The sequence below is a fragment of the Mesorhizobium sp. LNHC232B00 genome (genome assembly GCF_000502435.1).
GTDB classification, from domain to species: domain Bacteria; phylum Pseudomonadota; class Alphaproteobacteria; order Rhizobiales; family Rhizobiaceae; genus Mesorhizobium; species Mesorhizobium opportunistum.
On the sequence record NZ_AYWP01000003.1, the window covers coordinates 199,509 to 225,872 of the forward strand.

The window sequence follows — 26,364 nt, forward strand, 5'->3', positions numbered from 1 at the left end:
CAAGTGCGACATCAGGGTCATGAACCTGACGCGCAAAATCTTCCCTGCCGCAAGCGATGCAGCCTTTTACCGATCGGCGTTGCGATTGCCGAAACCGAGCGCCGACTTTGCATCAGCGGAGAAGGCATTCCGCAAAGCCTCAGTGGATCTGCGCGCTCTTGTCGGGCGCCGCGAGAGCCTCAAGATCGAGCAGACTGTCGACAATCCTGGCCGAATGAAGCTCCCGACTGCCGTGCTGCATGCAACGCTGAAGAGCCTCGCCGAGGACGTGGCGGAGGCTGAGGTGCGAGAGCGCGAAACGCGGGTCGAATTTGAGGCGCTGCGGGCGGTTTATCGTGACCATGCTCGGGCATCCCTTGGTGGCGATATCGAGGGCCTTGGAGCGCTGATCAATCAGCATCTCGGCGACGTTCTGGAACTGCTTGAAGTTGCGGCCGGCCTCACCAGTCAGGCGCGGGAAGCCGGCATCGAGTTTTCCGGACTCATCAGCGACGCACCTATCGCGCGACGACTGATCGAGCCGATGGCGAACACAATCAGCAAAATGATTTCGAAAGGATCTCGGTCATGACCGACGCGTGGAACAGATTGATCTCCTATCGGGAAGGCGAACGCTGCCGGCATAACGGCAAGTTGTTCGAAGCTCGTTTCGATCTTTGCCGCGGCCTGAAGCCGATCGGCCCGCACGCGGAAAAGTTTTGGCGGACCTTGCCCACATTGCCCGTGAAGGCAACGGCGACCGTCAGGAAGCAGCCGGGCGGATATTTGACGCGCTCGATGAGCCATCGCTGAGGAAAGCACCATGGCTAAACGCACCACCACGAAGTCGTCAGAAGCTAAATTCCTCAACGAGGTCAAGAAAGTCACTGACCTATTGACCAGGACTCATGACTTCCAGGATCTCGCCAAGCCGCTTTCGACGCGCATGACGTTCCAGCTTATCGCCGAGTTTCATGTGATCATGCGGGACAAATATGAACAGCTCGAAGCGCGCATTGCTGATCAGGCAGACGGCATTGTGTCGGGCGCCAAGTATGCAGGCACCTGGCAGAGGCAGGTCACCTATCCTTTCGGCGCGCTCGTCACCCGCTCCGGCGCCTTGTGGCACTGCAATGTGGAAAGCAACGGCATCGAGCCCGGAGACGGCGCGGCTTGGACGCTTTGCGCCAAGTCGGGCAGCGACGTTCCGAAGACCATCAAGCAAATGAAGGAGGCGAGATGATCTTCGCCACGAAACCCATCGAGCAAGTCGACCTCGACCTGTCTGAAGACGGAATGCACGTCGTCGGCACCGGACATACGGGAGACCCAGACGACACCGCATTCCTATCGATGCGCCTGCGTCCTGAATACTTCGACGGCGACAAGCAATTGGCGCTCGATGTCACCTCAGCGCTTGTGCGCTCGCTTGTCGAGCATTTCGGCTACTGGTCGGAGATGCGCCAATGACGGCCAGCGACAACAACCCCGCCAACCGGCCAACAGACCAAGCCCTCCGGGGGGACTTGCAGGACTCAGGGGCACGATTCCCTAGACCGCTTGCGATAGCATCACACGCAGTTGCGTTCCCCCGGTTCGTTCCACGCGCGCGAGGTTTGCGTCATGGGCGCTAGGGGGCCGGTTTCAGCAGCAGGATTGAACGTTGTCCCGATCGGCAACCAGTCGGGCGGCAAGGCTGTCCGTGCACCGAAGGTTCCCGCACCCGCCCATCTCTCGCCCGCGTCCAAGAAATGGTGGGCTGAGGTGAACGCCGAATACAGTTTGGAGCCTCATCACCTTCGATTGCTCCAGGCCGCCTGCGAGAGCTGGGAGAGAATGCAGGCAGCCCGCGCCGCAATCGCACAACACGGCCTTACCTTCACCGACTCTCAGGGCAACCCCAAGGCGCGTCCAGAAGTGGCGATCGAACGCGACGCGAAAGTCGGCTTTGCGAGGCTGCTTCGTGAACTGGATCTCGACGGGGAACCCGCACCTGACGCCCGGCGCCCGCCTTCCATCAGAAGCAATCGGGATTGACGCAATGCCAGTCAAGCGACGCGCAGGAAAGAAGCACATTTCAGCGGAGGTCAATGCCTGGGCCGAGATGTTCCAGACCGGCTCGGATGGTTTCGGCGACTTGTTGGAATACGGCTACGCCATCGAGCACAACGACCCACAGAAACTTAGGGACGCGCGCGAAGCCTGGACGCGCCTTGGTGCCGCGTTCTTAGCCAGCCGGCCCGAATGGTGGCCGTCGACGCCAGCTTGGGCGCTGGAAAAATTTGGAGATCCCAGATGAAGCGCCGCATCCCGAAGTCCAAGCGCCGGCACCCGATCACTGTGGAGGCGATCGAGGCCTACAAGGCACGCGACTTTAGCGCCCTGCATCGGGCGCTCGGCCTCAAACCTTGGGAGATGTCCCCGCTGCCAAATCATCCCTTGGGCTGTGACCCAGATTGGGAGATGCCGGCGTCTGCCAACAACCTGTTCGCACTCTCGTTTCCGCAAGCGCTCGAACTGCAGCAGCGGCTGGAGGAGGCCTGTCAATGACTGGCAAGTCATCGACATATTGGACCGAGCGCGCGGAAGCGGCCGACGAGGCACGCAAAGCGCAACAACTCGAGATCGCCCGCAACATGATCGTCGCCGGCATTGAGATGGCTCTCTTGGTCAGCGGCTCGGGATTGCAGGCAATCGAGGAGGTCGAACACGCAGTGAGCGGCTGGCTCGCAACACATAACGCAGCGCTGACGGCCGAGGTCGAGGCGATCGAAACTAAAGGGAGTGCCTGAACATGGTTGCGACGGTCGGCTCGATCAGCATCGATCTTTCGACGAACGCGCGGTCATTCGCGGACGGCTTCAAACAGAGCGCCACCACGGTCGAGCAGCAAAGCGCCAGGATGGCGAAGAGCGTTTCGAACGTCGAGAAAGGCGTCAATTCGATCGGCGCTTCGCTCAAAAACTTCGGCACCGGCCTTGCTGCCGGCGCTGGCCTTGCTGCCGTTGCATCTTTGAGCGGCGCATTTGAAAAACTGAAGCAGACGATCAGCGATTACGACAAGATCGCGACCGATTCCAAGACCGCCGGCCTGAAGACTGACACTTTCCAGGCCCTGACGTTTGCAGCGAAACAAGCGAATATCGAATATGACAGCATCAATTCCTCGCTGGACATCTTCGCCAAGAATGCCGGCCTTGCTGCCAATGGCCAGGGCGCGCTGTATTCCGGCCTGAAGAACCTCAACCCGCAACTGCTGCAGGCCATCCTCAACACTAAGGACCAGGAGGAACGGCTCAAGCTTGTCGCCGATGCGATGGCGAACACCAGTGATGCGACACAGAAAGCCGCGCTGTCGACCGTCATCTTCGGCAAGGGCGGCATCGAGATGTCCCGCATCCTTGAGCAGGGCCGGGCGTCCATTGAAAAGTTCAAACAGTCCGCCCGCGATATGGGCATCATTATCCCTGACGAACTGCTGCAGAAGGCGGGCGAACTTGACGACAAACTCGACGTCCTGTCGAAGGTTATTGACGTCCAGCTTGGCGAGGCGCTCATCAACGCGGGCCCGGGCCTGGTGGCGCTGACAAGCGATATCGCCGGGCTCTCGAAAGAGATAAACGGCATTTCGCAGGCTCTGACCGCGTTTAGCAACAATCCCAGCGCTACGAATTTCAGGGATCTGCTTTCCCAAATCACAGGGCTGACAATCATCCCCGGCAGCATTGCGGATAAGGTGATCAATGGTCCGCTGAAATTCACGGCGGCCGACACGTCCGCGCTGGAAAACAGCATCAGTTTCGTTGAACAGAAACTCGCGGAACTAAAGCAGCAGGCCGAGCAAGGCGCCGACGTCAAATTGGAGATCGACGAGGCCATCGCGAACCTCAACGACCTAAAGGCTAAACTGGCGGAAGTGCAGGGCACCGCCGGTGCCGCGGCAAACACCATCACAGGGCAGTTTGCCCAGGCGTTCCGTGCGGCAGAGAACGCGTCAATGGATGCGCTCGCGGCCATGCAGGGAGGTTCCGGCGGCGCGCTGCCGACCGTGACGCGATACGGCAGCAATCCGAACAAGATCACATCAGGAATTTTGGGACACGGTCACCACGACGACGAGCAATCTGACCGCCAGGCTTCGCTTCGCCAGGCCGCTGGTGCCGAATTCGCAGTGGTCACTCCGCAAGCTCTATGCCAACGGAAAGCTGATCTATGATGCGACCAACGGTTATCGCGCATCCGGTCTAAGGTTTCGCTTCTATGACGGGCGCTCCAGCCAGGGGCGCGATCCGGCAATGGTGCGCGAAGAGGGCGCAGAGAACGTCTCCGCCCATCGTGGCTACCTTGATGTCGTGGTCGAGAACTATGACGTCTTCGGCTTCGGATCGCCGCCAGTGTTCGAAGGTGAGTTTGTCCAGGCGATCGGCGACAGCGCGTCTGTGGAAAGCTTCCAAGGCTTTTCGTCGGATGCCGTCAACACGGTGGCGGCGGTCGATTGGGAAAGTTCGAACTGGTACGGCTATTCCGCCTCATCGGGGCTCATCAGGCGCTTCTCTACGTCATTCCTTCGCGAGATATATGCGGTGCCGCTCAACGGCCTCGGCCGAGCCTATTCGGGCCTCGATGAGAGTTTTTTCCGCTATATCCCGGAGATCGATCGGCTCATTGCCGTTGGTGTTGTGGTCGGTCCCCTGGGCGGCATGTATCCGTTGCTGATCGATCCCGTCTCGGGCTCCTCCGTTGCCGAGGGTGCGGACTCTGCCGGCGATCCAGGTCAGTCGGTAAATGCCGCCTGCGCGCTCATGATCGGGAACACCGGGATCATTGCCGTGTCGTCGTTCCATCTCGGCTACACGTCGCTTTACAAATTCACCTCGACCACCATGTCGCAAGTCTCGATCTCGGGAACAACCTGGGATGGGCGCGGCCGGCCGGAATGCTTCACGCCAGGCAATATTCGGGATGCCGACGCGGACATATGGGTCTGCGCCGGCAATAGCCTATGGAAAATGGTTGTCACCTCGACCGGCTTGACCACGCTGCTGACAGAGCATGCGACGTTCGCGGACGCTCCCCTCTATGCCATCTGGCACGACAATGACGTGATTGTCTGGACCGACAACGCGGAGGCAATTCGCATCGACGGCACGACCGGCGCCGTGGTGTGGACAAAGGCAGTTGCCTACCAATTGGAAGCGGCTTCGGCCCGGTCTCTCGCCGGTCCCGATGAGCAACGACTCGATGATGAATTGTTCGTCCAGACCACCACAAACTATTATTTCACCAACCTCGACACCGGCCTGACAAGGACCGTCAGCAAGGCGACCGAAGTTTCGTCCTGGCGATATGTCTATGATGGGCTGAGCGACACTGCCATCACGACCGACAACGTCGTCCTGCCGCAGCGGCGCCGGTTTAATGTCGCCGGCAACGGCACGCTTAGGAACCTCTCCGATCTGCTTTCAGATCTCATGGTCTATGGCGGGGGATTTGACCCGTCGGAAGTCGTCATCGAGGGCGACATCAGCGATCAGATCCAAGGTGCTGTTTTCGACGTGACCGCAGGCGTCCGCGATATCGCGCGATCGATCTGCGAGCCCTATTCCATCGCCATTTTTGAAAGGTGAAACGCCAATGATGCTTTCAACAGGACAGATGTTCAGAAACCCGGCGGTCGGAGGTGGTGGCGGTTCCGATCCAAACTTCGCAAATGTGGTTCTGCTCTGCGGCTTCAATGGCGTTGACGCGGCCACATCGTCCACAGACGAGAGCAGTTCGGCCAAAACGCTGACATTCACCGGCAACGCCCAACTCGACACGGCGCAACAGAAGTTCGGCACTGCCTCCCTGCTGCTCGACGGATCTGGCGACACGGTCTCCGTGCCGGACAGCGCCGACTGGGTGTTTCCAGGGGAGTTCACGATTGAATTTTTCGCGCGCAGCGCCTGGCCTGCTGGAATTGACTATTTCCTCATTCAGGACAGCGGCGCCGGAAACACGTCGTTCCGTTTCTCTCATAATTCGAACTCTGCCGTGGATTTCCTATTCTCGACGGATGGATCGAACATCGCGCACCAGGTCAATACCACCAGCGCCGGCCTAACCTCCGGCGTTTGGTCTCACTTCGCCATCGATCGTGACTCGTCAGGTAAGATGCGCCTCTACATCGACGGCGTGATGAAGGGTTCCAAGACGGGCGCGACGGGAACGAACTTCAACAGTAGCAGTGTGCTTTCGCTCGGCGGACATGTCGTCGGCTTTGGCTATTTCAATGGCTGGCTCGACGAACTGCGCATCACCAAAGGCGTTGCGCGCTATGGTTCGGATGGCGGCTTCACCGTGCCGGCTGCCGCCTACCCGAGGAGCTAGCCGGCCCGGCGGCGCGAATCGCTTCGGCCGCCTTTGCCAGCCGGCCGCCTCCTCAAACCACTCCGGGGTGGAGTATCTGGCCAATATCGACGGTTGGCAGCTGCGGCTCATCGTGAACGGCGCCTTTCAACAGAACGCCGACGCCGGCAACAGCGGCGAGGATGGCAAAGGTCACCAGCACAACGCCAAGCCGAGCGCTCTTTGGAGGTGCCTTCACGGCTTCGACCAGGTTATCGAACGTGGTATCCATCCGCGGAAGCTAATCGAGGATCGGCGAACAACCGGTTAACGTCGGATCAGTCGATGATGATTTGCCCCTCGGCATCAGGCGCGCTTCACCGCCTAGCCTTCCTCCAGCCGGCCGCCTGCGCCTCGGCTTCAGAGCAGAACCAGCGCTCGCCATATTCAGGGCTGATCCTCGTCTCGAAATAGTGCTATTGGCCGGGGACGTGATAGATGTGCTCGCCGCTGCCGATCGAGATATTCCCCTTGATGTAGCAACCGGCAGTTGCCCCGAAATTGCTGATCGAGGTGACGAGGCTAGAAGAATTCCACCACAGGTAATTGCCAGCCGCAGCGCCGCCGAATGCAGCAACGAGCATCCAAGCCAAAGGCATCCGATTCCTGCGATGTTGCGCCGGTTGCGACTTCCCCCACGGACTTTCGAACTGATCGCCCATAGCCCTCTCCCGAGGGCAGAATGCGACTCTTGCCGTTTGGAGTCCAGATACGCCGTCGGACCTAGCCGGCGAAGGCGTGGACGCTACCAGCGCCCTTCGTCTCGCGCCCGATCGTCGACGGCTCGCTGCATGGCTTCCTCGCGCCCGCATCCGTGCTTCCGCGAATAATAGGAGATGAGCGACTGTCGGCGCTCTTCTGTCATCATCGCGAACACGTTTCGAAAACGCCGTTCATTTGGTGACATTGCCTTTGGGCGTTTTCGACCCGTGATCAATAGAAACACGGCAGCGACCACTGCCATCGCGACGACGGCTATCCCGATGGCGGGCATGTTGCCCATGGCGAAAGCAACGATGTGCTTAATGTCCAAATGACCTTGTCCTTGTGCACCGCACCACTTTGGCGGGCCCGACGGCGTAGTCAAGCATCCTCTAATGCAAGGATTGACGTTCTCTCGCGGGCATGATCCCTTTTGTTTGGGGGATATGCATGCCGACACTAAAAGATCCGCAATACCGGGCATTTGCACGACGCGAGGTTCATAGGCGTCAGGGTGGGAGATGCTTGTACTGTCACCGCGAGTTCACCGAGGCTGGCGAACTGGCAATGACCCTTGAGCACTTGAAGGCCAAGATGAAAGGCGGAACCGACCATCTCAAAAACTTGGCGGCCGCTTGCTGGCATTGCAACCAGCATCGCGGCAAGCAGATGAACACCACCAAGCTGCTGAAAGAGGCGAAGATGGCCAAGAGGGCAGCGGATGCTCGCTCCGAAGAAGAAGGCTAAGAAGGCTTATCCGAACAGCGATCGTTTCGGAGAGGACGGCCGGCGCCTCTACAGCGCCTACGCTCAAGCGGACGGAAAGAAACGCGTCACTCGGCGCAAACGGGCAGCGCCGTCTCATGTTCATAGGCGGGGCCTCGATCGCGGCGGTTGTGAGCGCCTTGCTCTATCTGATCGGCGCTGGCTAATTGGCTTGCGTATAAGTCGAGACTTATGCAATATCCGCCACGTTCACAGCGAGGCGCGGCATTGCTTGCGAGAACACCCTTCACCGAAATCGAGATCGAGGGCGTCGGCACCTATCGGCTGCCCAACCAATGGCAAGGACAGCGACTCCGGCGCCTTCGCGGCGAGGAGCGTCACACCGCTGTCCTGGCGATCGGTTGTGGGATGACGGTGCGCCAGTTCAACAAACTGCCTGCCGATAAGCAGCATGAGGTGCATCGCGCCTATCTGGCGCTGATATCGCCTAGCAACGTCGTGCCGCTGGCAGACCCGCCGTCGGCCGACACTCGAGCCATTCCCCGCGGCCACCTGTCGATCCACCAGAAGCTCGCCGTCGGTCGCTGGCTACTTCACAACAAGACGTCGCTGCCTCACGGGCATTTCGGGCCGTGGCTCGACAAGCAGGAAGGTCTGTCGCGGTCGATGGCCTCGCAATGCATGCGGCTGGCCATAGGCGGGCGCTAGGACGCGCGGCAGACGGCGGCGGCGTAGGACGGCGGCCGGCGGAAACGAGCGCTGGTGAGGCTTTACGTCGGTCACTCGCTCACCTTTCCGCCATTCTTTTGCGCCGATTGGCCAATAAAGAACGTCCGATGGACCTTCGACTGAAACGGGCAATTGCTGTCTGCATGTTGGCGGTCTGGTCCACCGCTGACGCTGCGATGGCTTTCGAAAACACGGGGGAGCCTGTTCGCAACACGACTAAGCCTGTCGTGATTGTTCGCGAGCCCTGGACCGCTGATGCCTTCATCGACGGATTCACCAGGGAGATCGCAGATCTGCCGTTCATCAGGGCATACGCTTACTCCGAAGCGATCGACAGGTATTGCTTTCCTGAGAAGCCCGATGCGGGCTCAATCTTGAGGGAGACAGCTCGTTCTCAGGATTCATTCAAGCCGGGAATGCTCGCCAGCGCTGAGCGCGATGCGGCAGACCATCTCCGAGGCGAGTATCTGGCTTGCGCTCCGGCGGCGAAATTCGTCGAGCGAACGGTCGCTCAAATACCAGCACTGGCAAATAAGTTCACATTACTGATGAGACAACTCGCCCACGCCAAGGAATTGAAAGCTGCTGGTCATTGACATCGAAATCGGGAATATAATCCTCCCGTTGCGGCGATCACCCTCAAACGGAGTTCGCCATGCCTCAAAAGACCCTCGCCGAAACCCTTGCCGCCCGCGAAACTCTGCACGTCAACTGCAGTCACCCCATGTGCTGCAAGTCGACAAAACTCGACGTCCAGGCGTTGATTGACCGGCTCGGGCCTGATCACGGATCGATGCACCAGGATCTCGTCGGGCTGTTCGGCTGTTCGGATTGCAAGGCAGCTGGCCGCGATCGTCGGCCGGTGTTCTTCACCTTCGTGCCTGATTACGAACGCCACCAGCAGGCGCGCATGAAGGACTGGAAGCCGACCTTCGAAAGAGGGGCGGGAGATTGCGAAGCCACGCCGGGTCAATGCGGCAGGTGATGTCGCCCTTTTTAAAAATCGTTGCTACGGACATTCATCGATGCCCGCAGCGTCGTTCGATATGGCGCTTCCGCATAGACAACAAGTTCAACTTCGAACTCGACAGGAACGATCTCCGGCGCGTCATTATGGAAGGTGATGTAGACCGTGACGTCGGCAAAGGGCGGCGGTCCGTTGCGATCCTCCCACCCTGGAATGCGCACGATGCCTTTGAGAGTTCCCATCCTTGTGTCGCGCTCTACCGACTTTCCGGAAATGGAAACCTTCGACATCGCCATCCCAGCGGCAAATTGGCTTGCATCCATTCGCACAGCGATGACGTCAGACGGAAATCGATTCCAATTGACTACGTGCAGAACCGCATCCTCGAGGCTGTTTATGACGTGGGCGGCGCTTAGAGTTGCCGATGCGTGGCCCAAGGCAAATTCCGTCTGCCTTCGTTGTTCCCGCAACTGGCCAAGTAACGGTCCGATCGCGACCGCGGCGGCGACCGCCGCCATCCATCCGCTCGCGGCACCGAACCATTCCCTGACACAGATGGCGGCGCCTTCATCTTTGCCGCAGACTGCGGAGTGAGCTGGCCAGATGCTCCAGACCGCAAGCGTGGCCACAGCAATGGCGACAAAGACCATCGGACCTTGCCATCCCAGATCTTCTTGTCCTCGCTTCACGGCGGCCTTAACTCCGTTTGCAAACCTGTATTAGCCGTTCCCGACAAAACCGCCGTCGGCTGGTGCGGCCTTGCGAATCCTCACGCCAGCGCCGCCACCATTCTCGGGGATGAACTCGACGCCGGCCGATTCGATGGCGCGGCAGATAGCGTCTGCTGTATCTTGGCGGCCGCCCAATTCGCCGTCAGCTGACTCCAGCCGTTTAACGGTGGGCTCGGAAATTGATGATGCGCGCGCGAGGTCGGCCTGAGACCATCCTAGCAGTGCCCGAGCTGCTTTCACCTGCCGTATCGATACTTTTAGTATTGACATGCCATTCGCCTTAGTTCGATACTATTCGTATCAACAAGTCGCTCGGCGAGCAATACCGCGCCTAGCATGTGAATAGCGGGCACGACGGATCTTGTGATTTCCCTCGGACTCCCGATCAAGCGAAGATTCCTATTGGCGGGAGCCTGGGCGCCAAGGGCGAGCATTCAACGATCAGGCGAGAGGAAAATGAAATGCCGAACACCCATGTTCCGGCCGCCGGCGAAGCTATGCCCGCGGCCAATGTTTCCCGTCGCCTATTGCTGGCGGGCATAGCCTCAATTCCGGCAATAGCGGGCGCTACAGCGGCGCCGACCGCGCCTGACTTGTCGCCGATCACCAGGAGCTTGCAAGTTGCTCTCTTGGACTACCAGTCGGCTGAAGACCACTACAGCGCTTGCGAGGTACGCGAAGCCGCCATTGCCGAAGCTCTCGGCGAAAAGCTCTTTCCGGAGTGGAAGGCCCCCGGCGGCATCCGCTCCCGTTGGTCACACATTCCCATGGTTTTCCGTACCTCCAAGGCTCTTGAAGCTGAAATCAAGCGCAAGCGGGACCAGATCGAAAAATCCTTTGCTGGCGGCATGATGAACCGATCAGCCTATGACGGATGGATGCGCGACATTGAAGCTCAAGGCACCGAGGGGGTCGCGTCGCTCCGAGAAGGTGAAGCCGTCATCGAGGCCAGCGGGCATCCCGAAGCGTACCGTCAGACCGACGAAGCCTTTTCTACCGCAAAGGAGGCCTTTGGCGTTGTGCTTCGCCATCCCTGTCAGTCGATCGAAGATGTTCGAGCCAAGGCTTCCTCTCTCCTTCGCGGCAACAAACGCCTAAGCACTGAGTTTGACGAGGGAGAACTTGTTGCCTGCCTCTCATCGCTCTGCGAGGTGCAATGATGAGAGCGCTAATCCCGACAGGTCGAGGCAGTTACATGCGCGCCGGCACGATCACCTTAGCCGAACTACTTCGCCGCTATGACATGGCTGACGGTGGTCACCAGACGATGACAAGGGAAGCGGTAATCGCCGCCTTCGTGGCGTCATGAGCGAGCAAGCCAGGGGAATTGATCGGGACGAACGTGACCGTCCGCCTCAGGGCTGGTTTGTGCTCGACGTCATGCGCTGCAAGGCCCGAAAGTGGGACTGGACGGCCCTTATGACCGATGTGCATCCCGATGAAGACATTCGGGCGTGGATCGTCGCGAGAAGTTGCTGGGTCAGCATTCCCGGCAAGCACCGAAACCGCGATGCCGCTTGGGATATGTTGGAGGCGATGTCGGCAACCCGGCATTGAGATTCGGCAAATTTGCCGACCTACAGCCCGCTGCCTCACGGTGGCGGGCCTTTTTTATTGGGCCAGCATACTGAAGTCGGTAATTGCGCAATCGGAAATGTTCAGCGAGCCCGTCGCGTAGCCTACATTGTAGCCGCCAAAGCCGTTCTTCGCGCGATATTCCATGAGAACGGTGCGATGCCCGCTCTTGTCTGGCTCAGATGTCTTTGTCTCTGAGTGCTGAAAAGACTCCGGATCGCGAAGCCTCTCCGTGACCAAGCGGACTAGCTCGCGGCTTGAGCCGTCCCATGCGCTGAAGCACTGAGAGCCATCCTTCCGTTCTTCTTGCACCGCGACGTCGGTGTGACCCCCTTTTGAGCAAGTCTTCATCAATGCGAAAGCAGCGACTGCGATCAGAATCCAAGTCGTAATTTTCTTTACTGCCTCATTCTCTGACATGCGACTTTTCGGTTGAGATGAGACGGCTGACGGCTGACCGGGTGCGATGCCGTATCGCTCCCTTAGAAGGCCCCGCGCAGTTTCGAACTCAGGTTGCTCTATATCGCCCCGTGCTCGCATGGCAGCGAGTTCGGCCATCGCCTTGCTGAAATCAGGATGTTCCCCCACAGGCCACGGTCCCCAACCGACGCGAGCTTATTAGGCATTTCTCAATTAGCCAAGGCGCTGCGGCATACGGGCGACGCGCTGCCATTTCGTTGTCCGGCTACCCCTACGGCTACCCAAACGGCATTTTTCAAGGGTAGCCAGTGAATCCATAGATAGGCAATAATGTTAACGATTTCAACGTGGTGCGGACGACGGGAATCGAACCCGTACGATCAGAGATCGAGGGATTTTAAGTCCCTTGCGTCTACCAATTCCGCCACGTCCGCAGGCCAGCCCTTTTCAGACGCCAGACGCAGGCCGTCAAGTCGTGTTCTTGGCAGTCCGAACGCCGCTCATCCCAGAGGAAGGGGCGTAACGATACTGGTGTGATCGCGGAATTTAGCGCGCCGCGCGCAATGCGTAGGGTGTTTGCACGGCGGACTTGATCCACCGAGGCCGGCGTCTACCAGGCCCAACCCATTCCCCCGCCCACTGGGGGCGCCGGCCGCCCCTCTCATCGCAATTGCCAATCACGCCATATCGGTCGTTCGCCGACCGATATTGGCGATGTTCAGAACTTGTAGCTCAGATTGACGCCGACGGTGTTCAGCTTCGTATCTTGGTCGCGGTCGGTGAAGCCGTTGGATCCATCAAAGTGCTCCGAGCCGAAATCGTAGTAGCGATACTGCGCGCCGACGACGAATTTGTCGGTCAACGCATAGTCGACGCCGGCGCCCACGGTCCAGCCGACATTCGTACGTGTTTCGGAGAAGGCGGCGCCCGCGGCTTGCGAGGTTTCGATGCCGGCGAAGGCGACGCCGCCTATGCCATAGACAAGCACGCGGTCCATGGCATAGCCGGCCTTTGCATTGACCGACCCGAACCACTTGACGTCGGTACCGAACGTGTTTCCCGCGCCTAGGTCGGCCGTCCCGTCGACGGAGGAATAGTTGAGGTCGGCCTCGGCGCCGATCACCGCCTGGTCGAATTGCCACAGCCCGGCGACGTGGCCGCCGACGAAGCCGCCGTCGATGTCGGGCGAGACGGAAAACGGTCCGCCGTCGGTTCCGGAGATATCGGATTGGCCCCAGCCATAACCCGCCTGCATACCGGCATAGTAGCCGGTCCAGTCGAAGCCGGGCGCGGTCATCGGCACATCGACTGCCGGGTCGGCTGCCAAAGCCGGCACGGACAGGGCTGCAAGAAGACCGGCACTTGCGACGATAAGGCGGTACATCGAACTCCCCGGACGAAGAGCAAGAAAAATCCTTGCAGGCAACGTAACCTGATTTGCCGCAAAACGGAATCAGATTTCCTATGCCGCCTGCCGCACCCCTCCGGTGGCAAGCCGAAGCCCCGCGACCGGCGAACTCCATCGCCTCGCGGAATGGATTTTGGCCGGTGGGCGCGATAGCCGTGGTGAAGGTTGCGTAGGCCTCACCCTATCCGCGGTTTGGCGCTGGTCAAAACCAGGCAGGATTGGCACAGTCGCGCAAACAGGAGTTCCTTCATGGCAAAGAAGCCGGCGGCGCATGCGACGAAACCCAAGCCCTGGACCGAGATGGCGACCCATCTCGTCGACGTCGCCATGGGTCGCAAGCCCGCCGATCTCGTCATCCGCAACGGCCGCTGGGTAAATGTTCATTCCGGCGAGATCATCGCCGGCACCGACATCGCCATTGCCGGCGGCCGCTTCGCCTATTGCGGACCGAATGCCAGCCACGCGATCGGCCAGGGCACCAAGGTGGTCGACGCCGGCGGGCGCTATCTGGTGCCCGGGCTCTGCGATGCGCACATGCATGTCGAGAGCGGCATGGTGACGGTGACCGAGTTTTGCCGCGCCGTCATCCCGCACGGCACCACCTCGATGTTCATCGACCCGCACGAGATCGCCAATGTGCTGGGCCTGCCCGGCGTGCGGCTGATGCATGACGAGGCGGTGGCGATGCCTGTCAACGTGCATGTCCAGATGCCGTCCTGCGTGCCCTCGGCGCCGGGGCTCGAACATGCCGGCGCCGAACTGACGGTCGCCGATGTAGCGGAAGCGATGAGCTGGGAAAACATCATCGGGCTCGGCGAAGTGATGAATTTCCCTGGTGTCGTGGCCAACGATCCGGTGATGTCGGGCGAGATCGCGGCGACAGTTCATGCAGGCAAGACGGTCGGCGGGCATTATGCCTCGCGCGATCTCGGCCTGCCGTTCCACGGCTATGTCGCCGGCGGCCCCGAGGACGACCATGAAGGCACGCGCGCCGAGGACGCTATCGCCCGCGTGCGTCAGGGCATGAAGGCGATGCTGCGGCTGGGCTCGGCCTGGTACGATGTCGCCTCGCAGATCAAGGCGGTGACCGAAGGCGGCATCGATCCGCGCAATTTCATCCTGTGCACCGACGACAGCCATTCCGGCACGCTGGTTCACGAAGGCCACATGGACAGGGTGGTGCGCCACGCCATCAGCCAAGGGCTGAAGCCGGTGACGGCGATCCAGATGGCGACGATCAACACCGCCCAGCATTTCAGGCTGGAGCGCGAGATCGGCTCGATCGCGCCGGGGCGATTGGGCGACCTGCTGATCGTCTCCGATCTCGCCGCGATGACCATCGACGAGGTCTATGCGCGCGGCGTCAGGCTGGCCAAGGGCGGCAAGCTCGACATCGACATTCCCGCCTATGACTATCCGAAGACGGCGAAGAACACCGTCAAGTTGGGCAAGAAGCTGAAGGCCGGCGATTTCGACATTACGGCGCCCAAGGGCGCCAACGAGGTGCGGGTGCGGGTCATTGGCGTCATCGAGAACCAGGCGCCGACGCGGGCGCTGGAGGCCGATCTTCCAGTCGAGGACGGGCTGGTCGCCATGGATCGCCGCAACGACATCTGCCAGATCGCGCTGGTCGAGCGGCACAGGGGCACCGGCGGCGTCACCAATGCCTTCGTCTCCGGCTTCGGCTATATGGGTGACTGCGCCATGGCTTCCAGCGTGGCGCATGACGCCCACCACATCATCTGCGTCGGCACCAACAAGCAGGACATGGCGCTGGCGGTCAACCGGCTGGGCGAGGTCGGCGGCGGGGTCGTGCTGTTCTCCAAGGGCAAGGAACTGGCGCTGGTCGAAATGCCGATCGCCGGCCTGATGTCGGACGAGCGGGCCGAGATCGTCGCCGCCAAGGCGGACAAGCTGACCGAGGCGATGCGCAAGATGGGCTGTTCCCTGAACAACGCCTACATGCAGCACTCGTTGCTGGCGCTGGTCGTCATTCCGGAGCTCAGGATCTCCGACGTCGGCCTGATCGACGTCACGACGTTCCAGAAGGTCGATCTTTTTGTCTAGATCAGCCGCCGGTGGCCTGCTTAACCGCCGGTAGCGATGGTCAGCACCTTGAACGGTGTCGTGATGATGACTTCGGCGGCGGAGCCGACGGCCTTGCCCAGGCCTTGGCCGATATTGGCAAGCTGGGCGGGGTTCTCATCGGCAGCCAGGCCAGCCGGCGTACGCAGCCGGTCACCGAGCAATTGCACCAGGAACGGGTTGTCGGCAAATTTCGCGTGGTTGAGGCCTCCGTCGCCGCCCTTGGTCTTGGTCAGGTCGACGACGGACACACCATAGCTGGCGAGATCGGCCGCGTTGCCGTAGTCGCCGACACGCGGTTTGTCGCCGGAGATGAATGAAGACAGTTTGAGCGCCCGGTCATCGCCTGAAAGCAGCACGGCAAACGGCTTGTCTGGCTTGCCATAGCGGATCATCTGCTTCTTGAACACGTCGACATCGATGTCCGGCGAAGCCAGAATGACGTAACCGAGCTTGCCGCCGAGATCGCGGTCGCCGGTGATGGCAAGCTGGCGCAGCGCCTCCATCGTCAGCCAGGTTCCCATCGAATGCGCGATGATGTCGATGCTCTTGACTCGGGTCTTGGCGAGCATCCTGAGCGTCGCCTCGAGATCGTCACGGGCGGCGGTTGAGCTGTCCTTGTCGTAGATATAGCCCGTGGTCTTGGCGCTCGAGGCCCAGGAAAACAGCACCGGCGTGCCCGGATATTTCGTGTCGTGGGCGATCTGCGTCAGCCGGTAGATGCCGTCGTCGAACCCGTTGTTGAAGCCGTGCACGAAAACCAGCGCGCGGTCGCCGCGCATGGCGATGTCGGCGCCGACCGCCTTGGCGAATTGCGGAGCGCCCTCATAGTAGGTGACGTCCTTGGCGGTGAAATCCTTCGCCGGATTGCTGTTGGCCGACCCCTTGGCCCGCTCGATGGCGCCGACCTGATGACTTCTCGGAACGGTGACGTCGACGCGGGCGTAGCTGGTGGTCAGAGAACGATCACCGTCGAACACCTGCCGCGGATCTTTCGTTGCCCTCTGGCGCGTCGTCGCAACGAAAATCTCATGCGTAGCCGCGATGTCCGAAGCTGGCGCGGCAACGGTGGTCTTGTTGAGGAGGTCATGCGTAGGGCCGGCGCAGCCGGCGATGGCGAGCGCAAATGCGACGACGAGCAAACCCTTCAAACGCACAGTCACACGCCGGCTCCCGTAGAGGGGGACGTCAGACGCATGACGTCGCTGACTATCCCGATAAGGCCAGAGGCCGGCGCGGTCCAGTTCAAAGTGGATTGATGGCTCGGCAATGGTGAGCGGGCACGGCAATCCGCTGCGCCGCATCTATTGTCCAAGCAGGCTGATGCGGTCGGTCACGTCGCGGTCGCTGGCAAAGCCGTCATCCTCGCGCAACCGCTGGCCAATCATCTTCACCAGGGCCGGATTGTCGGCGAACTTCGTGTGGTTGAAGCTGTCGCTGCCCTTGACCTTGGAGAGATCGACCACCGTCACGCCATAGGAGGCAAGATCGGCGGCGTCCTTGTAGTCGCCGACGCGTGGCCGCGCACCGGCGATCAGGCCGGAGAGCCTGAGCGCCCGGTCGTCGTCCGACAACAGCAGGATGAACGGCTTGTCCGGCTTGCCGTAGCGGCGCATCTGGCTCTTGAACACGTCGACATCGATGTCGGGCGAGGCAAGCACAACGTCGCCGAGCTTGCCGCCGAGGTCGCGGTCGCCGCTGATGGCCATCTGGCGCAGCGTTTCCATGGTCACCCAGGTTCCCATCGAATGCGCGACAATGTCGATACGCCGTGCGCCGGACTGCTGCAGCATGCGCAAGGTCACTTCGAGCTGGTCGCGGGCGGCACTGGCACTTTCCTTGTCGTAGACATAGTCGGTGGTCTTGGCGCCCGAGGCCCAGGAGAACAGCACGGGCGTGCCGGGATAACCGGAATCATGGACGATCTGGGTCAGGCGGTAGACGGCATCGTCGAAGCCGGTGTTGTAGCCATGGACGAAGACCATGACGCGGCCGCCGCGCGCGGCGATGTCGGCGTTGAGCGCGCTAGAGAATTTCGGCTGGGTGTCGTAGCCGACGACCTCGGAGGCCATGAAATACTTGGTCGGATCGTTCGATTTGCCGCGCGAGCGCCGCTCGATCTGGCCGGTCTGGTGGACGCCTGGCACGGTGACGTTGACGCGCGCGTAGTTCAGCGTCGCCGAGCGTTCGCCATCGAAGACCTTGTTTGGATCATCGGATTTCTTGCGCGTAGTGGCAATGAAGATCGAGTGGTTGCCGGCGATTTCCGTCACCGGTACGGCCATGACCGCGCTACCGAGCAGTTCCTCGGTTTGGCGGCCGCCGCAGCCTGCCACCAGCAAGGCAAGCGCAAGAATGCAAATCGTCTTCAAATGCACGTCAAAATTCCACGTCAAAATTCCACCGGGCCCAAACAAGGGCCGTCCACCCTCCGCGATATCTCCCCAGCAGGCCAAAGTGCGGCGGAAGTAAGTCGTGTCCAGCCGAAATCTCATCGGCGTCCGGCGACGGCCCTCCGACTGTTGCGCGAAAGCCAACGCGGCGGCGGGACGGCTGGAACGCCGCGCAAGGCCAACACCCCGGAGCCTCGGCCGGATGCCGCGAGCGGCACCGACGATGCGCGCCTGCACCGTTTGCAGAGGACATCAACAAACGCTTTCAAGTGACTGCAGTCATGACAGGAATATGTTGCAATTGGCGCGACGCCAATCCGACAATGGTCTTGCCCTGCCGGATGTGCAATAGGGTTGTGTCTAACTCGCCTGCGGGCGGTCCGGGATGATCTTGCCATGACCAGCTTTTCCTCGCGCGTCGCCACCGCCGCTGCCGCGATCCGTCAGATTTTTCCGGAGACGCCGCTGCAGGAGAATGACTATCTGTCGAAAAAGACCGGCGCGCGGGTGCTGCTGAAGCGCGAGGATCTGAGCCCAGTGCGGTCCTACAAGATTCGTGGCGCTTTCAACTTCTTCCGAAAGGCGCTTGCCGCCGGCAACCAGGCCGAACTGTTCGTCTGCGCTTCCGCGGGCAACCATGCGCAGGGCTTCGCGTTCGTCTGCCGCCATTTCGGCAGGAAGGGCGTGGTGTTCATGCCTGTGACCACCCCGCAGCAGAAGATCGACAAGACCAGGCTGTTCGGCGGCGACTTCGTTGAGATCAGGCTGGTCGGCGATTTCTTCGACGACTGCTACCGCGCCGCATTCGAATTCACCGAAAGCTCCGGCGCCCACATGGTGCCGCCCTTCGATCACAAGGACATCATCGAGGGACAGGCGACGGTCGCCTATGAGATCGCGGACCAGATGCCGGGCGCGCGCATGCCCGACATCGTCATGCTGCCGGTCGGCGGCGGGGGCCTGGCTGCCGGGGTGACGCATTACTTCGCCGATCAGGGTCGGGACGCGCGGTTCGTCTTCTGCGAGCCGGCCGGGGCGCCCAGCCTGCGCGAGAGCCTTGCGGCGGGAAAACGGCTAAAGCTCGCCAAGGTCGACAACTTCGTCGACGGCGCGGCGGTCGCCGAGATCGGCCGCGAACCGCTGCGGCATCTCAAGGAGTTCGCCGCCGACACGGTGCGGCTCATCCCGGAAAACCGGCTCTGCGCCACCATGATCGAAATGCTCAATGTCGAAGGCGTCGTGCTGGAGCCGGCCGGCGCGCTGGCGATCGATGCGCTGAAGGACTTTTCCAGGAAGGAGATCCGGGGCAAGACCATTGTCGCGGTCGTCTCGGGCGGCAATTTCGATTTCGAGCGGCTGCCGGACGTCAAGGAGCGGGCGCTGCGCTTCGAGGGATTGAAGAAATACTTCATCATCCGCTTTCCGCAGCGGCCGGGCGCGCTGCGCGACTTCCTCGAACTGCTGGGTCCGGACGACGATATTGCACGCTTCGAATATCTGAAGAAGTCGGCGCGCAATTTCGGCTCGGTTCTGATCGGCATCGAAACCAAGGATCGCCGCAATTTCGATCTGCTGAAAGCGAATTTCGAGGCCGAGGGGGTCCAGTATCAGGACATCACCGACAACGAGACGTTGGCGGGGTTCATCATATGAGCGCAAAAACCTTCGTCGCCCTGTTTTCCGGGATCAATGTCGGCGGCAACCGCATCGTCAAGATGGCGGAGTTGCGGACGTTCTTCGAGGATCTCGGCTTTTGCGACGTCGCCACCTATGTGCAGAGCGGCAATGCCGTGTTCCGGGCAGGGAAGGGCGATGCCGCTACGTTGGCCAGGCAGATCGGGGCGGCCTTCGAGAAGAAGTGGGGTTTTCATTCGCGCATCATGGTGCGCGATCTCTCCTGGTTCGAACGGCTGGTGAACGAAAATCCCTATCCGGAAGCGGCCGCTGACCACACCAAGCTCCATGCCTATGCGCTGGAGCGCGAGCCGACCGCCGAAGAGGTGGCGCGGCTCACCGAAAAGTGCACCGGCCCCGAGCGCTTCGAAGTCAAGGGAGACGTGCTCTACCTCAGCGCGCCGGACGGGCTCGGCAAATCAGTATTTGCCAACCTCATTCCGCGCGTTCTGAAGGTGCCTTGCACCGCGCGCAACTGGCGCTCGGTGCTGGCGTTGCTGGAAATGGCCGGTAAGGCCGGCAAGAACTAGGATTACGCCGCCGGAGCCCGCTTCCAGTCGAAACTCAACTCTTCGCGGAAGGCAAAGCGCTTGATATGATCGGCAACAACGCTTTCCAGGCGCTCGAGCGAGCCTGCTTCGTCAGTCGATACCGCGATGTGCAGCGCACTTGCATCGGCATCCATTGTGGTGCGGCCGAGCGAGAGATCGATCGTGCCATGGGTGGGATCGAACTCGACCGGGAATTTGTGCGCCCAGTGCTTGCACAATTGCTGCAAATAGCGGCTGGCATGTTCGGTGGCGACGTCGGCATGGCTGGACGGCATGACTGAATTCTCCGCGGGCGGACGCCCATTGGCATGACAAGGCGCCGGCGGTTCAAAGCCGGCGCGACATCGGACAGATAGGCGCTGTGTTGCCGAACGCCAAAGGCCGCCGGGCAATATTCGCCCGGCATGGATGGAAGCTTACCAGCTTCCGGTGTTCGCCATCGAAGCCCAGGGCTCGGCCTTGGCCTTGGCCGGACCTTTCTGCAAAAGCTCGATGGAGATGCCGTCGGGTGACCTGACGAAGGCCATGTTGCCGTCACGCGGCGGCCGGTTGATGGTGACGCCGCTGTCCATCAGCCGCTGGCAGGTGGCATAGATGTCGTCGACCTCATAGGCGAGGTGGCCAAAATTGCGCCCGCCCTTGTAGTCCTCCGAATCCCAATTGTAGGTGAGTTCGACCAGCGGTGCCTTCTCGTTGATGCCGCTTTGCTCGTCTTCCGGCGCGGCGAGGAAGATCAGCGTGTAGCGGCCCTGCTCGTTTTCATAGCGGCGCACTTCCTTCAGGCCGAGCTTGTTGCAGTAGAAATCGAGCGAGGCATCGACATCGGCGACGCGGACCATGGTGTGCAGATAGCGCATGTGTTTTCCTCGATTTGTTGGGTTGCGGCGCAACATAGGGTCGGGTCGCTCAAAGGGCAATCGTCGGGCCGCGGAGATGCCGGCAAAGAACAAATACGGTATTCCCGCAATGAACCGTGAAAAAAGGCACGTCAGGTCTTGCACACACGGGAAGCGCCGGTGTTAATCTGGTAACAAGAATCAGTTGCGGTGTTCTTGAAAAGAGGGGGCATTCTTATGGGGGAAAAGGCCTCTTTGACGGGGCGGGCCGATACCCTTGGCGACGCCTTGACGCGCGACGAAGGCGGCGATGCCGCCGATCTCGTCGAAATAGCCGGCGCCATCAAGTGGTTCGATGTGGCCAAGGGGTACGGGTTCATCCTTCCGGATGACGGTATCTCGGGCGATATCCTCCTCCATGTGACATGTCTTCGACGGGACGGTTTCCAGACAGCCTTGGAAGGCGCGCGCGTGGTCTGCCTTGTCAAGCAGGGCGAGCGCGGCCTGCAGGCCTTCCGCGTGCTGTCCATGGATGTCACCACCGCCGTCCATCCTGCGGAAATGCAGGAGCAGCGCACCCATGTCTCGGTGACGCCGGAGAGCGGGCTCGAACGTGCCTTGGTCAAATGGTTCAACCGCACCAAGGGATTTGGCTTCCTGACCCGCGGCGAGGGTACCGAGGACATTTTCGTCCATATGGAGACCCTGCGCCGCTACGGCATCACCGAGCTTCGGCCCGGACAGGTCGTGCTGGTCCGTTTCGGGCGCGGTGACAAAGGCCTTATGGCCGCCGAAATTCACCCCGATATGGGTACCTTGCCGGTCTCGCATTAGGGCGACCCGGCCGAGGATTTCGAATGGCTCACAGGAACTGGCTGACGGCGGGCATGATCTGCGCCGTTGCTGCCGTCATCATCGCCGCAGGCGCTTTCTTCTATTTTCAGGTACCCAGCGCGGCCGAAGGCCGGGCGATGGTCCTTCCTGTCGATCCGACACCGCTGTTCGCGGTCACGAAAAGCGGCGAACGCTCCTTTTCGATCGAAGTCGCCGATAACGAGGCAGAGCGGGAGGCCGGCCTGATGTTCCGCGAGAACATGGCCGACGATCACGGCATGCTGTTCGTCTTCGACGAGACCCGGGAGGTCAATTTCTGGATGAAGAACACGCCGATGCCGCTCGACCTGATCTTTGTCGGCCAGGACGGCAGGATACGGGCGATCAAGCAAGGCGAGCCGCAATCCGAGGCGATCGTGTCGCCCGGCGAGCCGGTCCGCTTCGTGCTCGAACTCAAGGCCGGCACGGCCGCCCGGGACGGTATCGCGGATGGCGATCTGTTGCGCCATCCGGCGATCGGCACCGCATCGGGGCCTGGCATGCCGCCGGCCGACAAGGGCGATGCGCCCAGCGGCGGCGGTTGAATACGCAGGCGGGATCGCTGATGCAGTATTTTTCACATGACGGGTTCGATCTTGCCTTCCTCGACCGCCAGCCGGCATCGGGCGAGGGCGATCCCGTGCTGATGATCCACGGCTTCGCTTCGAGCCACTATGTCAACTGGGTGTCGCCCGGCTGGTTCAAGACGCTCAACGACGCCGGTTACCGCGCCATCGCCTTCGACAATCGCGGCCACGGCTCGTCGTCCAAAAGCTATCAGGAGGCAGACTACACGCCCGACGCCATGGCCTCCGACGCGGCCGCCCTGCTGGATCATCTCGGCATCGGACGTGCGCACGTGATGGGTTATTCGATGGGCGCGCGTATCGCGGCTTTCCTGGCGCTGTCCGATCCCGACAAGGTGGCGACGCTGGTCTTCGGCGGCCTCGGCATCGGCATGATCGACGGTGTCGGCGACTGGGATCCGATCGCCGCGGCCCTTCTTGCCGACGATCCGGCCACGACCACGCATCCGCGCGGCCGTTCCTTCCGCGCCTTCGCCGACCAGACCCGCAGCGACCGCCGGGCGCTTGCCGCCTGCATCGTCAAATCGCGGGAGCTGTTGAGCGAGGACGATATTGCCCGCATCGCCCAGCCGACGCTGATCGCGGTGGGCACCACCGACGACATTGGCGGTTCGCCGGATGAGCTAGCCGCCCTGATGCCGAACGCCAGGGCTTTTCACATCGAGGGCAGGGACCATATGCTGGCGGTCGGGGACAAGACCTTCAAGCAGCGCGTGCTGGAGTTCTACGCCGAAAATCCGCTTTGAAGCTGCGCGCCGGTGCCGGGCCCAGTCCCGGCCCCTTGCGCCTTGAACCGACTTTGCGAGCACGCACAGCAATCAGGCCGAGGGCCTACGCGTTCAGCTCCATCCACCAGGTCGCCTACCGCAAGACCGATGCCCAGCGCTCGCTTGTCCAAGCGTTTCTCGGAGCCCTGTTCGATACGATCCCGGTGGCACGAAGCACGTAAGGCCCCGCAAGGGCGTCAGGGAGATCGATCAGGCAGGCTTTTGCAGCGCCTCCAGCGACCGCGCCATGTTCAGCCTGGCCTGCGGCTCGAAACGCCTGCGAAATTCCTCCGTGTGGAAGATATGCGGACGGGCAAGGAAATTCGTCAGCACCGCGCCGCGGCCGGCACGCCACATCGGCTCCTCGACCCAGTCATATTCGCGGCGGACCGCGCGCTCATAGGCGTCGAAGGCATCCGGCCCGGCACCCAGGATCGACAAATCCATGTCGAGGAAAAGGCTGGCGTCCCGCGTGGCCGTTGCGTCGTCGAACCGGGGCAGTTCATGCGTTGCGGTGGCCAGGATCATCGCGATGATGCGGCTCAGGCGCCCGGCATCGATGCGGCCCGCGAGCCATTTCTCGGCGAGAGCCGCACTTTTGGCCTCGTTGTCCTTGGCCTTGCTGTCGTAGATGGCGTCGTGGAACCAGATTGCCGCCTCGACGGCCTGGGGATCGTTGAGCAGCCCCCGATAGTCGCCAGCCAGCGCCAGCATCGCCTCGATATGGGCAAGGTTGTGGTAGTGGCGGTCCTCGGCCCGGTAGAGCGCCGAAAGCTCGGTTTTCACAGCATTGTCGATCAAGGGTTCGTTTTCCATGGCTGCTTGAATTCCTGCGAACCAAATCCATTTGACAGAGCACTAAGGAAAATTGAGTTCAATCGTGCTATGATCTGGCTTATATGTGCGGCCGGATAGCAGGCAGCACCACAGGCAAGCTAGCAGGACGCAGGACAAGACGTCGATGAACAGCATCAGCATTTCCCGCCACAGCGCGTTGCAGCCGGTCGATCCGATCTGGCGGTCGATCCGTGACGAAGCGATGGAAGCGGTCAACCGCGATCCGCTGCTTGCCGCCTTCCTCTATTCGACGATCCTCAATCAGGAGAGCCTGGAAGAGGCCGTGATCCACCGGATCGCCGAGCGGCTCGCCCATCAGGATATCGGCTCCGACCTCATCCGCCAGACTTTCAAATCGATGCTGGCCGACGACAAGGGCTGGCCGACCACGGTGCGCGTCGACATCCAGGCCTATTATGATCGCGACCCGGCCTGCGACCGGTTCATCATGCCGGTTCTCTATTTCAAGGGCTTTCATGCCATCCAGACCCATCGGCTGGCGCATTGGCTATGGAACCAGGGCCGCAAGGATTTCGCGCTCTACCTGCAGAGCCGTTCTTCCTCGGTCTTCCAGACCGACATCAACCCGGCCGCGCGCATCGGCATGGGCATCTTCATCGATCACGCCACCGGCCTCGTCGTCGGCGAGACCGCGGTCATCGAGGACGATGTGTCGATCCTGCACGGCGTGACGCTGGGCGGCACCGGCAAGGCCGGCGGCGACCGCCACCCCAAGATCCGCCGTGGCGTGCTGATCGGCGCCGGCGCCAAGATCCTCGGCAACATCGAGATCGGCCACTGCTCCAAGATCGCCGCCGGCTCGGTGGTGCTGTCACCGGTGCCGCACAACAAGACCGTTGCCGGCGTGCCGGCCCGTGTCGTCGGCGAGACCGGCTGCGATCAGCCTTCGCGCCAGATGGACCAGTTGCTGCCGTCGCAGACGATGGACCAGGTGGTCAGCTTCGACATCTGATTTTCCACGCCGGCGCGCTGCCTGGCGTGATCGCGATTGCCCGGCGGCGCTGCGGCTTCCGGTGCAATACAGCCGGCTTGCCTTTACATCGCCATTGTCGACGTGCCAGAAGCGCCCTTCAAACCAGCAAGCCCGATGATCGGAGAAGACTGTTGAAGCCGGACGAAATCAGAAAGCTGGACGCCTATTTCAAGCGCGTCTTCCAGAACCCCAAGCTTGTAGTCAAGGCACGGCCGCGCAAAGAGGATTCGGCCGAAGTCTATGTCGGTGAAGAGTTCCTCGGCATCGTCTTCAAGGATGAGGACGACGGCGACTACAATTTCTCGATGGCGATCCTCGACATCGATCTGGCCTGAGCCAGCATTGTTTCACGGCGGGCCGCGTCGAGCGCGGCCGGCCTCGGCACCTGTCCGTCAGCGCCCGGTTTTCAGGATTCGCGCGGCCTCGTCCGTCATTGCCGCGTCGAGCGCCTGCCAATTATCGAGAAACTCTTTCGGAAAACGATAGGTGAGGCTGAGATCCTCGCCGACGTGGATATCCCGCTCGCAGGGCGCCAGCGATTCGCCGGCGCTCGGCCCGCTCAGGCATCGCGCCACGAAGGGGTCCTTGCCCTCCCGCTTGCCGACGACCAGTACCTCGTTCAGATAGCCTGACTTCTCATTGAAGCCGTAGACCGTCGTGCTGCCTGGCCCGGGAATGCCGGGCTGGACGATCAGCGCACTGTAGATCGGTGCGAACCGGCCGCTCATGTCGCGCGACATCATCTGCTGTTCGAAGGACAGGAAAATGATGTTCTTGGCTGTCCCGGTGTGATTGAAGTCGTCGCTCGCCGCCGCACTGAAGCCGTCCATCTGCGGATAGCGAAGATAAAGGTCGAGACGCGAGGCGATGCCGTCGCGCCGGGCCTGGGCGAACCGGATGGTGTTGGCCGGAACGGCAATGACATTGTTGCCGATGACCACCTGACGGATGGTCGGATCGTCCGTATAGCCGGCCATGGCGATGGAGTGCCCGAACCATTTGCCGCCAAGGCTGATGGCAATCGACAGCAAGGCCAGCGCCGCGAAGGCGTAGAACACCCGCTTCATTAGCACGGAATCGACCACGGTGAGCTCGGGGCCGTCGGCGATCGTTGCCTGTTTCATCTCGGTCCTCGGATCCAGC

Annotated in this window: 38 protein-coding genes and 1 tRNA gene; 25 read left to right on the forward strand and 14 right to left on the reverse strand. The window is 61.3% G+C overall.

Annotated features, from left to right (window positions below; genetic code table 11):
* Positions 1–19: 19 nt before the first annotated feature.
* From X743_RS163310 to X743_RS163270, 11 genes are all read left to right on the forward strand, one after another.
* Complete coding sequence (locus tag X743_RS163310) at positions 20–571, forward strand: hypothetical protein (RefSeq protein ID WP_023764244.1); 552 nt, start codon at positions 20–22, stop codon at positions 569–571.
* Positions 568–792 (forward strand): hypothetical protein, encoded by a 225-nt coding sequence (locus tag X743_RS1000000172720; protein WP_023764245.1) that lies wholly within the window; start codon positions 568–570, stop codon positions 790–792. Before X743_RS163310 ends, X743_RS1000000172720 begins: the two co-directional genes overlap by 4 nt.
* A gap of 10 nt (positions 793–802) precedes the next feature.
* Positions 803–1,222, forward strand: a complete 420-nt coding sequence (locus tag X743_RS25860) for a hypothetical protein (protein ID WP_156934388.1) — start codon at positions 803–805, stop codon at positions 1,220–1,222.
* Positions 1,219–1,449 (forward strand): hypothetical protein, encoded by a 231-nt coding sequence (locus X743_RS163300; protein ID WP_023764247.1) that lies wholly within the window; start codon positions 1,219–1,221, stop codon positions 1,447–1,449. Before X743_RS25860 ends, X743_RS163300 begins: the two co-directional genes overlap by 4 nt.
* Positions 1,450–1,635: 186 nt before the next feature.
* Entirely contained in the window at positions 1,636–2,016 is a 381-nt protein-coding gene (locus X743_RS163295; protein ID WP_023764248.1) for a P27 family phage terminase small subunit, read from the forward strand.
* A gap of 4 nt (positions 2,017–2,020) precedes the next feature.
* On the forward strand, positions 2,021–2,278 hold the full coding sequence (locus tag X743_RS0135495; protein ID WP_023764249.1) for a hypothetical protein: 258 nt from the start codon (positions 2,021–2,023) through the stop codon (positions 2,276–2,278).
* Complete coding sequence (locus tag X743_RS163290) at positions 2,275–2,529, forward strand: hypothetical protein (RefSeq protein ID WP_023764250.1); 255 nt, start codon at positions 2,275–2,277, stop codon at positions 2,527–2,529. The genes X743_RS0135495 and X743_RS163290 overlap by 4 nt, the downstream gene beginning before the upstream one ends.
* Positions 2,526–2,771, forward strand: a complete 246-nt coding sequence (locus X743_RS163285; protein WP_023764251.1) for a hypothetical protein — start codon at positions 2,526–2,528, stop codon at positions 2,769–2,771. Before X743_RS163290 ends, X743_RS163285 begins: the two co-directional genes overlap by 4 nt.
* Positions 2,772–2,773: 2 nt before the next feature.
* The gene (locus X743_RS163280; RefSeq protein WP_023764252.1) at positions 2,774–4,195 is read left to right on the forward strand and encodes a hypothetical protein; all 1,422 of its coding nucleotides are present in this window, start codon (positions 2,774–2,776) and stop codon (positions 4,193–4,195) included.
* The gene (locus X743_RS163275; RefSeq protein WP_023764253.1) at positions 4,137–5,606 is read left to right on the forward strand and encodes a hypothetical protein; all 1,470 of its coding nucleotides are present in this window, start codon (positions 4,137–4,139) and stop codon (positions 5,604–5,606) included. The genes X743_RS163280 and X743_RS163275 overlap by 59 nt, the downstream gene beginning before the upstream one ends.
* Before the next feature lie 7 nt (positions 5,607–5,613).
* A complete protein-coding gene (locus X743_RS163270) occupies positions 5,614–6,348 on the forward strand; it encodes a LamG domain-containing protein (protein WP_031257477.1) in 735 nt (244 codons plus the stop codon).
* A 52-nt stretch (positions 6,349–6,400) separates the two neighbouring features.
* Here X743_RS163270 and X743_RS1000000171930 read toward each other — a convergent pair whose 3' ends face one another.
* The 3 genes from X743_RS1000000171930 to X743_RS25815 all read right to left on the reverse strand — a co-directional run bounded on the left by X743_RS1000000171930 (position 6,401) and on the right by X743_RS25815 (position 7,399).
* Positions 6,401–6,598: a hypothetical protein gene (locus X743_RS1000000171930; RefSeq protein WP_156934389.1), complete on the reverse strand. Its 198-nt coding sequence runs from the start codon at positions 6,596–6,598 to the stop codon at positions 6,401–6,403.
* 184 nt (positions 6,599–6,782) lie between these two features.
* A complete protein-coding gene (locus X743_RS1000000173235; protein ID WP_245264176.1) occupies positions 6,783–7,028 on the reverse strand; it encodes a hypothetical protein in 246 nt (81 codons plus the stop codon).
* 83 nt (positions 7,029–7,111) lie between these two features.
* A complete protein-coding gene (locus X743_RS25815) occupies positions 7,112–7,399 on the reverse strand; it encodes a hypothetical protein (RefSeq protein ID WP_156934390.1) in 288 nt (95 codons plus the stop codon).
* A 119-nt stretch (positions 7,400–7,518) separates the two neighbouring features.
* Here X743_RS25815 and X743_RS1000000170370 point away from each other — a divergent pair, with 119 nt between their 5' ends.
* The 4 genes from X743_RS1000000170370 (at position 7,519) to X743_RS163250 (ending at position 9,508) form a co-directional block, all read left to right on the forward strand.
* Positions 7,519–7,815 carry an HNH endonuclease signature motif containing protein gene (locus tag X743_RS1000000170370; RefSeq protein WP_084555449.1) on the forward strand — a complete coding sequence of 99 codons (297 nt, stop codon included), beginning with the start codon at positions 7,519–7,521 and terminating at the stop codon, positions 7,813–7,815.
* 246 nt (positions 7,816–8,061) lie between these two features.
* Complete coding sequence (locus X743_RS163260; protein ID WP_023764258.1) at positions 8,062–8,502, forward strand: DUF3102 domain-containing protein; 441 nt, start codon at positions 8,062–8,064, stop codon at positions 8,500–8,502.
* Positions 8,503–8,630: 128 nt separating this feature from the next.
* Positions 8,631–9,119: a hypothetical protein gene (locus X743_RS163255; protein WP_023764259.1), complete on the forward strand. Its 489-nt coding sequence runs from the start codon at positions 8,631–8,633 to the stop codon at positions 9,117–9,119.
* A 59-nt stretch (positions 9,120–9,178) separates the two neighbouring features.
* Positions 9,179–9,508, forward strand: coding sequence for a hypothetical protein (locus X743_RS163250; protein ID WP_023764260.1), 330 nt, complete (start codon positions 9,179–9,181; stop codon positions 9,506–9,508).
* 11 nt (positions 9,509–9,519) lie between these two features.
* Here X743_RS163250 and X743_RS163245 read toward each other — a convergent pair whose 3' ends face one another.
* Positions 9,520–10,140, reverse strand: a complete 621-nt coding sequence (locus tag X743_RS163245; protein ID WP_023764261.1) for a hypothetical protein — start codon at positions 10,138–10,140, stop codon at positions 9,520–9,522.
* A gap of 69 nt (positions 10,141–10,209) precedes the next feature.
* Positions 10,210–10,491 carry a helix-turn-helix transcriptional regulator gene (locus tag X743_RS163240; protein WP_023764262.1) on the reverse strand — a complete coding sequence of 94 codons (282 nt, stop codon included), beginning with the start codon at positions 10,489–10,491 and terminating at the stop codon, positions 10,210–10,212.
* A gap of 191 nt (positions 10,492–10,682) precedes the next feature.
* Here X743_RS163240 and X743_RS163235 point away from each other — a divergent pair, with 191 nt between their 5' ends.
* Together X743_RS163235 and X743_RS163230 are read left to right on the forward strand one after the other, a co-directional pair.
* Positions 10,683–11,381 (forward strand): hypothetical protein, encoded by a 699-nt coding sequence (locus X743_RS163235; RefSeq protein WP_023764263.1) that lies wholly within the window; start codon positions 10,683–10,685, stop codon positions 11,379–11,381.
* 145 nt (positions 11,382–11,526) lie between these two features.
* Positions 11,527–11,778, forward strand: coding sequence for a hypothetical protein (locus X743_RS163230; RefSeq protein ID WP_023764265.1), 252 nt, complete (start codon positions 11,527–11,529; stop codon positions 11,776–11,778).
* 54 nt (positions 11,779–11,832) lie between these two features.
* Here X743_RS163230 and X743_RS163225 read toward each other — a convergent pair whose 3' ends face one another.
* The 3 genes from X743_RS163225 to X743_RS163215 form a co-directional block, all read right to left on the reverse strand.
* Entirely contained in the window at positions 11,833–12,216 is a 384-nt protein-coding gene (locus X743_RS163225) for a hypothetical protein (protein WP_156934392.1), read from the reverse strand.
* 348 nt (positions 12,217–12,564) lie between these two features.
* Positions 12,565–12,650 (reverse strand) — tRNA-Leu (locus X743_RS163220).
* Between the two features lie 284 nt (positions 12,651–12,934).
* On the reverse strand, positions 12,935–13,600 hold the full coding sequence (locus X743_RS163215; protein ID WP_023764267.1) for an outer membrane protein: 666 nt from the start codon (positions 13,598–13,600) through the stop codon (positions 12,935–12,937).
* A gap of 273 nt (positions 13,601–13,873) precedes the next feature.
* On the opposite strand from X743_RS163215, the gene ade reads away from it, so the two are divergent.
* Positions 13,874–15,691: an adenine deaminase gene (gene ade / locus X743_RS163210; RefSeq protein ID WP_023764268.1), complete on the forward strand. Its 1,818-nt coding sequence runs from the start codon at positions 13,874–13,876 to the stop codon at positions 15,689–15,691.
* Between the two features lie 20 nt (positions 15,692–15,711).
* On the opposite strand, the gene X743_RS163205 is transcribed toward ade, so the two are convergent.
* Positions 15,712–16,872: an alpha/beta hydrolase gene (locus X743_RS163205; RefSeq protein ID WP_023764269.1), complete on the reverse strand. Its 1,161-nt coding sequence runs from the start codon at positions 16,870–16,872 to the stop codon at positions 15,712–15,714.
* 141 nt (positions 16,873–17,013) lie between these two features.
* Positions 17,014–18,087 carry an alpha/beta hydrolase gene (locus X743_RS163200; RefSeq protein WP_031257478.1) on the reverse strand — a complete coding sequence of 358 codons (1,074 nt, stop codon included), beginning with the start codon at positions 18,085–18,087 and terminating at the stop codon, positions 17,014–17,016.
* Between the two features lie 411 nt (positions 18,088–18,498).
* Between X743_RS163200 and ilvA the strand changes: the two genes are divergently transcribed.
* Both ilvA and X743_RS163190 read left to right on the forward strand, forming a co-directional pair.
* Positions 18,499–19,755 (forward strand): threonine ammonia-lyase IlvA, encoded by a 1,257-nt coding sequence (gene ilvA / locus X743_RS163195; protein WP_023764272.1) that lies wholly within the window; start codon positions 18,499–18,501, stop codon positions 19,753–19,755.
* The gene (locus X743_RS163190; protein ID WP_023764273.1) at positions 19,752–20,306 is read left to right on the forward strand and encodes a DUF1697 domain-containing protein; all 555 of its coding nucleotides are present in this window, start codon (positions 19,752–19,754) and stop codon (positions 20,304–20,306) included. Before ilvA ends, X743_RS163190 begins: the two co-directional genes overlap by 4 nt.
* Before the next feature lie 2 nt (positions 20,307–20,308).
* On the opposite strand, the gene X743_RS163185 is transcribed toward X743_RS163190, so the two are convergent.
* Both X743_RS163185 and gloA read right to left on the reverse strand, forming a co-directional pair.
* The gene (locus X743_RS163185) at positions 20,309–20,602 is read right to left on the reverse strand and encodes a DUF2218 domain-containing protein (protein WP_013895789.1); all 294 of its coding nucleotides are present in this window, start codon (positions 20,600–20,602) and stop codon (positions 20,309–20,311) included.
* Positions 20,603–20,743: 141 nt separating this feature from the next.
* Positions 20,744–21,184 (reverse strand): lactoylglutathione lyase, encoded by a 441-nt coding sequence (gloA, locus tag X743_RS163180; protein ID WP_023764274.1) that lies wholly within the window; start codon positions 21,182–21,184, stop codon positions 20,744–20,746.
* A gap of 216 nt (positions 21,185–21,400) precedes the next feature.
* Here gloA and X743_RS0135515 point away from each other — a divergent pair, with 216 nt between their 5' ends.
* Genes X743_RS0135515 through X743_RS163170 form a run of 3 tightly spaced genes read left to right on the forward strand, consistent with a single transcriptional unit; the run spans position 21,401 to position 23,369 of the window.
* Positions 21,401–21,997, forward strand: a complete 597-nt coding sequence (locus X743_RS0135515; RefSeq protein ID WP_013895787.1) for a cold-shock protein — start codon at positions 21,401–21,403, stop codon at positions 21,995–21,997.
* A 23-nt stretch (positions 21,998–22,020) separates the two neighbouring features.
* Complete coding sequence (locus tag X743_RS163175) at positions 22,021–22,581, forward strand: DUF192 domain-containing protein (protein ID WP_023764275.1); 561 nt, start codon at positions 22,021–22,023, stop codon at positions 22,579–22,581.
* A 20-nt stretch (positions 22,582–22,601) separates the two neighbouring features.
* Positions 22,602–23,369: an alpha/beta hydrolase gene (locus tag X743_RS163170; protein ID WP_023764276.1), complete on the forward strand. Its 768-nt coding sequence runs from the start codon at positions 22,602–22,604 to the stop codon at positions 23,367–23,369.
* A 231-nt stretch (positions 23,370–23,600) separates the two neighbouring features.
* On the opposite strand, the gene X743_RS163160 is transcribed toward X743_RS163170, so the two are convergent.
* A complete protein-coding gene (locus X743_RS163160; RefSeq protein ID WP_023764278.1) occupies positions 23,601–24,206 on the reverse strand; it encodes a hypothetical protein in 606 nt (201 codons plus the stop codon).
* Positions 24,207–24,351: 145 nt separating this feature from the next.
* On the opposite strand from X743_RS163160, the gene cysE reads away from it, so the two are divergent.
* Together cysE and X743_RS163150 are read left to right on the forward strand one after the other, a co-directional pair.
* A complete protein-coding gene (gene cysE / locus X743_RS163155) occupies positions 24,352–25,200 on the forward strand; it encodes a serine O-acetyltransferase (RefSeq protein WP_013895783.1) in 849 nt (282 codons plus the stop codon).
* Between the two features lie 152 nt (positions 25,201–25,352).
* Positions 25,353–25,556 carry a DUF3126 family protein gene (locus X743_RS163150; protein ID WP_023764279.1) on the forward strand — a complete coding sequence of 68 codons (204 nt, stop codon included), beginning with the start codon at positions 25,353–25,355 and terminating at the stop codon, positions 25,554–25,556.
* Positions 25,557–25,613: 57 nt separating this feature from the next.
* Here the strand turns inward: X743_RS163150 and X743_RS163145 are convergent, their stop codons facing one another.
* Positions 25,614–26,345, reverse strand: a complete 732-nt coding sequence (locus X743_RS163145) for a hypothetical protein (protein ID WP_023764280.1) — start codon at positions 26,343–26,345, stop codon at positions 25,614–25,616.
* Positions 26,346–26,364: the final 19 nt, after the last annotated feature.